Origin of the sequence: Streptomyces sp. NPDC006134, from assembly GCF_040628835.1 — a bacterium.
In the GTDB taxonomy this organism is placed as follows: Bacteria; Actinomycetota; Actinomycetes; order Streptomycetales; family Streptomycetaceae; genus Streptomyces.
On record NZ_JBEXTV010000109.1, the window covers coordinates 1 to 9,940 of the forward strand.

Annotated in this window: 9 protein-coding genes and 1 pseudogene; 2 read left to right on the top strand and 8 right to left on the bottom strand. The window is 73.8% G+C overall.

Translation table 11 applies throughout. The features are described from left to right. The 6 genes and pseudogenes from ABZ340_RS35770 to ABZ340_RS35795 form a co-directional block, all read right to left on the bottom strand. A pseudogene (locus ABZ340_RS35770) lies at positions 1-94 on the bottom strand (exodeoxyribonuclease III); the annotation flags it as partial. Between the two features lie 90 nt (positions 95-184). Next, positions 185-1,435, bottom strand: a complete 1,251-nt coding sequence (locus ABZ340_RS35775) for a cytochrome P450 (protein ID WP_358786068.1) — start codon at positions 1,433-1,435, stop codon at positions 185-187. Between the two features lie 80 nt (positions 1,436-1,515). Continuing rightward, on the bottom strand, positions 1,516-2,748 hold the full coding sequence (locus tag ABZ340_RS35780; protein ID WP_358786069.1) for an acyl-CoA dehydrogenase family protein: 1,233 nt from the start codon (positions 2,746-2,748) through the stop codon (positions 1,516-1,518). Positions 2,749-2,829: 81 nt separating this feature from the next. Next, positions 2,830-4,203, bottom strand: coding sequence for a condensation domain-containing protein (locus ABZ340_RS35785; RefSeq protein WP_358786070.1), 1,374 nt, complete (start codon positions 4,201-4,203; stop codon positions 2,830-2,832). Between the two features lie 58 nt (positions 4,204-4,261). Further along, entirely contained in the window at positions 4,262-4,462 is a 201-nt protein-coding gene (locus tag ABZ340_RS35790; RefSeq protein WP_358786071.1) for an MbtH family NRPS accessory protein, read from the bottom strand. Then, complete coding sequence (locus ABZ340_RS35795) at positions 4,459-6,237, bottom strand: non-ribosomal peptide synthetase (RefSeq protein ID WP_358786072.1); 1,779 nt, start codon at positions 6,235-6,237, stop codon at positions 4,459-4,461. Before ABZ340_RS35795 ends, ABZ340_RS35790 begins: the two co-directional genes overlap by 4 nt. A gap of 290 nt (positions 6,238-6,527) precedes the next feature. On the opposite strand from ABZ340_RS35795, the gene ABZ340_RS35800 reads away from it, so the two are divergent. Further along, positions 6,528-7,538, top strand: a complete 1,011-nt coding sequence (locus ABZ340_RS35800) for an NAD(P)-dependent alcohol dehydrogenase (RefSeq protein ID WP_358786073.1) — start codon at positions 6,528-6,530, stop codon at positions 7,536-7,538. Between the two features lie 239 nt (positions 7,539-7,777). On the opposite strand, the gene ABZ340_RS35805 is transcribed toward ABZ340_RS35800, so the two are convergent. Beyond that, complete coding sequence (locus tag ABZ340_RS35805) at positions 7,778-8,230, bottom strand: SRPBCC domain-containing protein (RefSeq protein ID WP_358786074.1); 453 nt, start codon at positions 8,228-8,230, stop codon at positions 7,778-7,780. Beyond that, entirely contained in the window at positions 8,227-8,571 is a 345-nt protein-coding gene (locus ABZ340_RS35810) for a metalloregulator ArsR/SmtB family transcription factor (protein WP_358786075.1), read from the bottom strand. The genes ABZ340_RS35805 and ABZ340_RS35810 overlap by 4 nt, the downstream gene beginning before the upstream one ends. A 258-nt stretch (positions 8,572-8,829) precedes the next feature. On the opposite strand from ABZ340_RS35810, the gene ABZ340_RS35815 reads away from it, so the two are divergent. Next, positions 8,830-9,738 (top strand): alpha/beta hydrolase, encoded by a 909-nt coding sequence (locus ABZ340_RS35815; RefSeq protein ID WP_358786076.1) that lies wholly within the window; start codon positions 8,830-8,832, stop codon positions 9,736-9,738. Positions 9,739-9,940: the final 202 nt, after the last annotated feature.

Here is a 9,940-nt window from a genome sequence, read left to right on the forward strand (position 1 = left end):
CGGAGGGGAGGTAGAGGGAGGCGACCGTCACACCGGGCAGGTCGGCCTCGACGTACCGGCCGCTCGCGTCGAACTCGGACGAGCCGAAGCCGACCGCATCCACACGAACGGGATCGACACGGCGCAGACCGAAGGGCTGCCGGGGACGGCGGCGTCCCCGGCAGCCCTTCGGGCGAGGCGCGGATCAGCGGGTGCCCGCCCCCGCCGGCACCCGGGCGGTCAGCCGCACCGGCAGGCTGCGGTGGCCGTTCATGATGAACGTCGGCAGCGGCTGCAACTCCTCCCGTCCGACGGCCAGTTCGATGTCCGGGAAGCGCGCGAAGAGCCGGGACAGGCCGGTGGTCGCCACCAGACGTGCGATGCCCGCGCCCAGGCAGTAGTGCGGGCCGAACCCGAACGACAGGTGGGACTTGTCGGAGCGGGTCAGGTCGAAGGTCTCGGGGGCATCGGCGTGGAGCTCGGGGTCACGGCCCACGGCGGCGTAGTTGACCAGGATCGGATCGCCCTTCGGGATGGTCACCCCGTCCAGCTCGATGTCCTCCGCCGCGTACCGCAGCGGCAGCTGCGCCAGAGGCGACTCCACACGCAGCGTTTCGTCGATCACGTCGTCCCAGGTGGCGCGCCCGGAGAGGACCAGTTCCAGCTGGCTGCGGTCGCTCAGCAGCGCGGTGATGGCGTTGTCGAAGAAGTTGATCGTGGTCTCCGAGCCGGCGCCGAGAATGGCGAAGATCGTGTCGGTGAGCTCGTCCTCCGACAGCCGCGAGCCGTCCTCGTCCCGGGCGGCCACCAGGTCGCTGGTGATGTCCTCGCCCGGCTCGCGCCGCTTGTCGGCGATCAGGTCGGCCATCGCACCCCGCCAGCCCGCCAGCACGGCCTGGGCCTGCTCGGGGGTGAGGGTGGTGTCCACCATCGCGTCGATGACCTTCGCGGTCTTCGCGCGCGCCTCTTCCGGCATGCCGATCAGATCGGCCACCAGACGGGCCGGCAGCGGATAGGCGAACCGCTCGCGCAGATCCACCGTCTCGCCCGGCCCCACCTGCTCCAGGGCGTCCAGCAGCTGGTCGGTCAGCTCCTCGACGCGGGGCCGGAACGCCTCGGTGCGGCGCGGGGTGAACGCCTTGCCGACCAGCCTGCGCAGCCGTACGTGGTTCTTGCCGTAGGCCGTGACCATGTTGTCCATCGCGACCCAGCTGATCAGCTCCCAGTCCGGCGGCACCTCCCCGTTGACGAAGGCCGGCCAGTGGGTGCGGGCGCTCTTGGTGACGCGGGGGTCGCCGAGCACCTGCCTGATCACCGCGTGGCCGTTCAGCGACCAGGCGAGCACGCCGCCCGGCAGTTCCACCCGGGTCGCCGGGCCCCTGGCCCGCAGAGCGGCGGCCTCGGCGTGGATGTCACGGCCGGTGGTGTCGAGGGTGAAGGGGCAGCCTTGTTCCATGAGTCCGTCCTGATCCGTCTGGTGGGAGGGCGTCGGAGTCGTCGGGGTCCGCGGCGTCCAGGGGCGCAGTGCGGCGGCGCTCATCGGCGGGCCGCGCCGAAGTGCGCCTGGGCAAGCTCGCGGTTGGCCAGCGAGGAGAGGAAGACGCCGTACCCGGCGTGGCTGTGCAGGGTGGACAGGTCGCGCCAGACCCGCTCGACGCGCTCGCCCGCCCGCACCGAGCTGGAGCCGGCCGTCGGGAAGAGCTGCCCCTCCACCGCGCGCCAGGCCAGCCGCACGGCCTCCCTGCCGATGGTGGCCAGCCGCAGCTCCTCCTCGCGGGTGAAGGCCGCCGCCTCCTTGCGGCACAGGTCCTGCCACTGCTGCGTGGCGTGCAGCACCGCCGCCTCGGCGGCGGCGATCATTCCCGTCGCCTCGCCGTAGCGGAACTGGAAATCGGGGTCCTCGGTACGCGGGACGATGGGGAAGAACGTCGTCGTACGGCTGCGCATCAGCTCCTCGTACGCGTCCAGGGCGCCCTTGGCCATGCCGACGGCGAGGACGCCGAGTTCCAGCAGCATGAAGCTGAGCGGACCGCCGCCGTACTCGGGGCCGTGCAGGCTGCGGCCCGGGGTCTGCTCGGTGACCGGCAGCTGGCTCAGGTGACCGGGCAGGGTGAAGCGTGCGGGAATGCGGCCGCCGTCGATGCGGATGCTGTGCGATCCGCTGCCCTTGAGGCCGAGCTGGGCACCCCAGTCGTCCAGGCGCTCGAAGCGGTCGCGGGGGGCGATGAACAGCATCGGCGCCGGCGGCTGGTCCGCGCCCTGCGGGACCAGGGTGTGCCCGATGAAGTGGGTCGCGTACGGGGCGCCGGAGCAGTAGCCCCACGTGCCGTCGACCACCCAGCCGCCCTCGCCGTCGGGACGGGCCGAACCGGCCGGGGCGACCGTCGCCGGGCAGATGAAGTCGCCGCCGGCGAACAGCTCGGCCTGGGCGGCCTCGTCGAACAGCGTGCCCACCACCAGCGCGTGCGCCGCGCCGAACAGGTACATCCAGCCGGTCGACGGGCAGCCCCGGGCCAGCGCCATGGAGACCTTGACGAACGTCTCGGGCCCGAACTCGTAGCCGCCGTAGCGGCGCGGCACGAGGATGCGGTAGAAGCCGGCGCGGGAGAACGCCTCGTGGGTGTCCTCGGCGTAGTAGCCGCGCCGCTCGGTCTCGGCCTGCCGCTCGACCAGGGTGGCGGCCAGAGCCTCGGCGCGGGCGACGATCTCGTCGGGGGTGAGGCCGGGCTCCGGCGGAGCCACGGGGGCGGAAGGGGCCAGGGTCGTCATCGTCGATCGCATCCTCTTGCGTCGAAGGGCTCGCCGAAGGGTTCGTCGAACGGCTCGTCGAAGGACTCGGCTGCCGGCGGGTCAGGTCAGCGGGGTTCCGGGCGCGTCGGCCAGCGTGCGCAGCAGGTCACGGAAGCGGGCCACCAGCTCCACGGCCGTGGACTCGTCGAAGCGGTGGTGATCGAACTTCAGGCTGCCCGCGAGCCGCCCGTCCGGCAGCACGTCCATCGCCCACAGCCCGCCGTCCGGGATGGCCGAACTCTCCTTCTGCGACAGGGTCCTGGCCCGGATCGCGGTGAGCCGCAGCCCGCCCGGCCGGCTGTCCTCCACGGCGAAGGCCGTCTGCAGCACCTCGAAGGCGACGACGGCGAGGAACCCGTCGGCGAAGGGGGCGAGCAGCGCGGGGCTGTCCTCGGCGATCCGGGCGAAGGGGATCTCGTGCTGGTAGGCGCCCACGCAGGCGGTGCGCGCCCGCTCCAGGACATCGCCCAGGGTGGCGCAGCCGGTGGTGTCGATCCGGAGGGGCACGAAGTTGAAGAACGGGCCGACCGCGTCCATGAACCGCTCCTCGTAGCGGCCGGAGGAGAAGGTCGGGAAGACCACGTCGGTGGTACCGGTGCGCTCGCGCAGCAGCACGCTGTAGGCGGCGGCCATCAGCATGAACGGGGTGCAGCGCCGCTTCCGGGCCGCTGCCAGGACGGCCGACGACAGCGGCGCGTCGAACACGAACCGGTGCACGCCGTAGGCGCTCGGCAGGTTCTCCTCGCGCGGACGGTCGGAGGCGATCCCGGTGATCTGCGCTCCCGCCAGCCGCTCGCGCCAGTAGGCCCGCGCGTCGTCCATGCGGGGGTGGCCGGCGGTCTCCTGCTGCCAGCGGGCGAACTCCCGGTACTGCACGGGCGCGGCCGTCTCGGCGGGCCCGCCCGCCACCCGGGCGGCGTAGGCGTCGGCGAGGTCCCGCATGATCACCTGGAGCGACCAGGCGTCGGTGGAGGTGTGGTGGGTGGCCAGCACCAGCACCGCGTCCTCGGCGTCGAAACGGCCCACGGCGGCCCGCAGGTGCGGCAGCTCGCGCACGTCGAAGGGACGGGCGTCCTGCTCGTTCAGGAACTCCTCGGCCCGCACGTCACGCGTCCGGTCCGTGCCGGCCCCCAGCTCGTGCACCTCCAGCAGGACCGGCGAGGGCGGCTCGATCACCTGGTGACCGCCCTCGGCGTCGCCGCGCACCGAGGTGCGCAGCACCTCGTGGCGCACCACGACGTCATCGAGGGCCTGCTGCAGGGCGGCGAGGTCGATCGCGCCGGTGACCCGCCAGCCGCACACCAGGGTGTGGCGGTGGCCGAACGCGCCGTCCGTCTCGCCCTTGTCGAAGGCGCGCAGGAACTCCTGGTTGTACGACAGGGGGATGCGCTGCGCGGTCCGGTCCGCCTCTCGCGGCGCGGCGGTGATGCTCACAGTGATCCAGTCCTCTCCGGGTGGGTGGGGCAGCGCCCGCGCGGACGCGGCCGCGGGTTCAGGCGGCACGCGCCGCGGGTGCGGGGTGCGGGCACACCGGGGCTTGATCGATGAAGACCAGGCACCGGGCACGGGCGGCCGGGCCGTAGGCGACCGGCCAGCCGACGGGGGCGTCCAGGTCGGCGGGCCACAGCGAGTGCCGGCCCAGGGGATTGACCAGGACGACGAACAGGCGCGGGGCGGACGGCCGGACCGTCATCGCGCCGCTCCCGCCGGTTCGGCCTCGTCCAGTTCGCTCAGCCGGCGGTCCAGTTCGGCGGCCGTCGGGTGGTTCAGCACGTCACCGACCGAGATCTCGTAGCCGAGTTCCGCCTCGATGCGGGAGGCCAGGCGCACGGCCTGCAGCGACTCGCCGCCCAGCGCGAAGAAGCTGTCGTCGGGCCCCACGGCGGGGATGCCGAGCACCCGGGAGAACAGTGCGCACAGGGCGTCCTGCCGTGCGTCGCGGGCCGGGGCGCCGCCCGTGCCCCGCCGCTCGGCGGGCGCGGGCAGCGCCGCACGGTCCAGCTTCCCGTTGGCCGTCAGGGGCAGCGCGGCCAGCTCGACGAAGACGGCGGGCACCATGTAGTCGGGCAGTGCTCCCGCGACGGCCGCCCGCAGGGCCGCCGTGTCCAGTCCCGCGGCCTTCGGCACGACGTAGGCCACCAGGCGCCGCTCGCCGCCGTCCTGCTCCTGCGCGACCACGGCGGCGTGGGCCACGCCCGGCTGCGCCGCGAGCACGTGCTCCACCTCGGCCGGCTCCACCCGGAAACCGCGGATCTTGACCAGGTCGCCGACGCGTCCGGCGAACTCCAGCCCCCGCGGTCCGCGGCGCATGAGGTCGCCGGTGCGGTACATCCGGGACCCGGGCGCCTGCGGATCCTCGACGAAGCGCTCGGCCGTCAGGTCCGGCCGCCCGTAGTAGCCGCGGGCCAGCCGGTCGCCCGCGATGTACAGCTCGCCCACCTCGCCGTCCGCGACCGGCCGCAGATCCTCGTCGAGCAGCCGTGCGTCGACGGTGTCCATCGGACGGCCGACGGGAACCGCCCCCGTCGGCTCGTAGGGGGCGGTGAGCGTGGCGTACGCGGCGAAGGAGGACACCTCGGTGGAGCCGTACATGGCGCGGACGACGAGCTGCGGGCAGGCGTCCAGAACGCGCCGCACGGCCGTGGGGGAGACGACGTCGCCGCCGGTGAGGACCTCGCGCACCGTGGCGAAGCTGTCGGGGGCCTCCTCGGCGAACAGCCGGAACAGACCTGCGGTGACGTGCACCGCGGTGATGCCGTGCCGCCGCAGCAGTCGGCGCACGGTGCGCACGTCCAGGTCGCCGGGGGGCGGCAGCACGAGCCGCCCGCCGCGCAGCAGGGGGACCCACAGTTCGTACGTGGAAACGCCGAAGGCGTACGGTGCCAGGGCCAGGACGCGGCGGTGTGCCTGCCCGTCCCAGCAGGAGTCCCCGGCCAGGCCGAGCACGCCGCGGTGGGTCACCGCGACGCCCTTCGGCTCTCCGGTGGAGCCCGAGGTGTGGATGACGTACGCGAGCGCGTCCGGGTCCGTCGCCACCCCCGGGTCGGTGGCGGGCGCCTCGGCCGTTTCCCGGTCGGTGGCGGGAAGGACGGTCAGCCGGGTGCGGGGCAGCCCGCGCTCCTGGTTCGCCCGGTCCGTGAGCAGCACCGGAGAGCCGGCCCGGTCCATGATCTGCTGCATGAGCTGCGGCGGGTGGGCGCTGTGCAGAGGCAGGTAGCAGCCGCCGGCCTTGAGGGCGGCGAGGATCGCGACCACCACGTCGGCGGAGCGCTCCATCAGCACGGCGACCGGCTCCTCGGGCCGCACGCCCGCGCGCAGCAGGCGGTGGGCGAGGCGGTTGGCCCGCTCGTCGAGCCGGCGGTAGGTCAGCTCTCCGCCGGACGACGAGACCGCCACCGCGTCGGGGGCCCGGCGGGCCTGCGCGGCGAAGCGTTCGTGAATCGAGGTGGAGACCATCGTGTTGTCCAATCGCTCGTCCCTGCCGGTCGCGGCCCGTACGCAGACGGCCTGACGGGTCAGCGGGAACGGTCACACAGGGCCGTTCCGCGCTGCATCTCCTGGATTGCCGTGTGCGGCCCCGGGGCGCGGCGTCAGAGCACGCGACGAGATGTGCCGCGCCGGAGGCCGGTGCGACGATGGCGCGGACGGGGCCCGTCCGCGCCGGACGGCGGCCCGTCCCCGCAGTGCCCGCATCGAGATCGGGAGCCACCCGTGAGCACTGACTTCCCCGGCTGCCCAGCGGCGCCCGCGAGGGTGCCGTGAGGTACTACCACCTGCCCGTCTTCGCCGGCCCCGAGGCGCTGGTGATGGACCGTCGCGAGATCCCCCGCCCGGCCGCGCGGGAGGTGCTCGTACGGATGCGGGCCTGGTCGCTGAACTACCGCGATCTGCTCATCGCCGACGGCAGGTACGGGCGCGGCATGAAGGCGGACGTGGTGCCGCTGTCCGACGGGGCGGGCGAGGTCGTCGCGGTCGGTCCGCAGGTGACGCGCTGGAGGCCGGGCGACCGTGTCATGAGCGTCTTCATGCCGCGGTGGGTCAGCGGGCCGGCGACCGACGCCAAGGTGGCCGTCGCGCTCGGGGGCACCGCCGACGGCGTGCTCGCCGAGTACGTGACGTTCGACCAGGACGCCGTGGTGGCCACGCCCGCGCACCTGTCCCACGCCGAGGCCGCGACGCTTCCCTGCGCCGCGGTCACCGCCTGGCACGCCCTGATGACGCAGGGCGGGCTGACCGCCGGTCAGTCGGTGCTGACCCTGGGCAGCGGAGGCGTGTCGGTCTTCGCGCTGCAGTTCGCCGTGGCCGCGGGCGCGCGGGCCGTCGTCACCTCCGGCAGCGACGCCAAGCTGGAGCGGCTGCTGTCCATGGGGGCGGTGGCCGGCGTCAACCACGCGCGTGTCCCCCGGTGGGGCCGCCGCGTCCACGAGCTGGCGGGCGGCGGGGTCGACCATGTCGTCGAGGTCGGCGGCGCGGGCACGCTGCCGCAGTCGGTCCGGGCCGTGCGCACGGGCGGACGGATCAGCGTGATCGGCGTGCTGAGCCAGGGGGAGGGCCTCGGCCCGGTCGCCCTGCTGCGCAAGGCCGTGACCGTGCAGGGCATGCAGGTGGGCGGCAGGGAGACGTTCGAGGAGATGGCCCGCGCGATCGCCGCCCACCGGCTCCGTCCCGTCATCGACCGCGTGTTCCCGTTCTCCGAGGCTCGGAGCGCCTACGCGCATCTGGCCTCCGGCGGCCACTTCGGCAAGGTCGTGATCACGGCGGACCGGTAGCGCTTCGCCGGGGTCCGCGCCCGCCGGGTCCCGTCCGGTCGGCCGGTCCGGCGGCCCCGGGGCGCGGTGGCCGCCCGGCGGCCCGCCGCCGCGCCGAAGGCCGGTACCGCCACGGCCGGTTCGCGAACTGCCGCAGGGCCTGCGTGTCTCCGTCCCTCCGGGGGCACGGCGGGCCGGGGGCGGTGCCGAGCCCCGGCATCACCGGACGCCGGGGCGCGCGCCCGCGCGGGGTACGCGGCTCAGGCCGCCTGCGCCAGGTGCTGGGTGAGCCGGTCGAAGCTGCTGTGCAGGCCGGCGACCGCCTCGGGGCTGCGGAACATCGCCGGGACACGGGTCTGGTGCACGACCAGTTCGGTCCTGCCGTCGGTCTCGGTGAAGGTCATCGTCGACACCAGGCCGGTGGCGGCCACGGTGAAGGCGATCTTCTCGGGCTCGACCACGTCGATGAAGGTGGCGCTCATCGGGTACTCCGTGCCGTCGGCGTCGGAGACCATGACCGTCTCGAAGACGCCGCCCGGACGCGGGTCGATCCTGATCTTCTCCACCGGAAGCGACGTCCCGGCCGGGCTCCAGAACCGGGCCAGCTGCTCGGGCTCGACGAACGCCCGGAAGACCCGTTCGCGGGGAGCGTCGAACACGCGGGTGAGGGTGAGTTCTCCGAGGTCGCTGTCGGCCGTGTCCTGCAGGGTCATTGCTGTGCCTTTCGTCGTCGGTCCTGGGTGTCCTGCAGGTGCTGGTCGAGGCGGTCCAGCCGCGACTGCCACACCTGCGCCTGACGTTCGATCCATTCCGCGGCGGTGCCCAGCGGCGCCACCTCGAGGCGGCAGGGACGCCACTGGGCGTCGCGGCCCCGGGTGATCAGTCCCGCCCGCTCGAGCACCTTCAGGTGCCGTGAGACGGCCTGGAGGCTGATGTCGAAGGGCTCGGCCAGTTCGTTCACCGTCGCCTCGCCGGCTGCCAGACGCGTCAGGATCGCCCGGCGGGTGGGGTCCGCTAGGGCTGAGAACGTGTTGCTGAGTTCGTCATTCGCCATCTCTCATTCAACCTACCGATTGATTAACTGTATGGTTGATTGTGTCTTCCTGGGCGCGCGTGCGTCAAGGGACGTCACGGGGTGGCGAAGGCCCCGTGCGGCCACGTGCCCGGCGGCCGGCCGGGCGGGTACGGCTGCGCGCGTCCGGGAGGCTGGTCCCCGGTCGGGCCGGTCCCCACGACACGCTCTTCAGCACCACACGGCACTCCCGGTCCGGCGCCGCCGGGCCGACCAGGTCGAAACCGAGAGGATGACTCGATGTCTGTAACGAAGACGGAAAGCCTGCGGGTTCCGGGCGCGACGCTGCACTACGAGGTCAGCGGCCAGGGTCCCGTTCTGCTGATGATCTGCGGCGGTCCCACGGACGCCGCCATCTACTCCGGGATTGCCGACGCGCTCGCCGACGACTACACCGTCGTGCGGTTCGACCCTCGCGGAAACTCCCGCAGCACCCTGGAGGGCGCCCCCGAGGAGCAACGGGTCGAGGTGTACAGCGATGACGCGCACCGCCTGCTGGCGGCCCTCGGGCAGGAGCCGGCCCATGTGTTCGCCAGCAGCGGTGGCGCCCTGGTCGGTCTGGACCTGGTCGCCCGCCACCCCGAGCAGGTGCGCACCCTGGTGGCGCACGAGCCGCCGGTGATGGAGCTGCTGGAGGACCGCGCGCGCTGGCGCGACCACTTCCAGGACGTGCACGACACCTACCGCGCCGCAGGTGTCGGTCCCGCGATGCAGAAGTTCATCGCGGGGGCGGAGGCCGGCGACGGCGGCCCGCAGGGCGCCCCGGAGGCCGGTCCCGGCCCGCAGGGCGCCCCGGAGGCCGGTCCCGGCCCGCAGGGCGCCCCGGGGCCGGACATGGGCGGCATGAGCCCGGAGATGATGGAGATGATGGGCCGGATGGCGGCGAACGCCGAGTTCTTCGTCGGCCACGTGATGCTGCCGTTCAGCCGCTACGTCCCGGACGGCGAGGCGCTGAAGGGCGCGCCGACCCGCATCGTCTGCGCGGCGGGTGAGGCGTCCCGGGACACGGCGATCCACCGGGCGAGCCTCGCGCTCGCGCAGAGCGCGGGCGCGGAGGTCGTGGACTTCCCCGGCGACCACCAGGGCTTCCTGACGCACAGCGCCCCGTTCGCCGAGACGCTGCGCAAGGTGCTCGCCGAGAGCCGGTGACCGGCGGCGGGGGCGGGTCCCGGCCCGCCCCCGCGGGCGCCCCGCGCGGTGCGGCGCAGGCCGATGCGGCGCGGACCGGGGAACAGCGGACGGCGAGGCGGGGGCCGGCCATCCGGGGGCCGCCCGAAGGGAAGGGGGGGGGGTGGGGAATATTTTTGGAGGGGGTGTGTTTTAAATGGGGGGGGGGGGGAAAAAAAAAAAA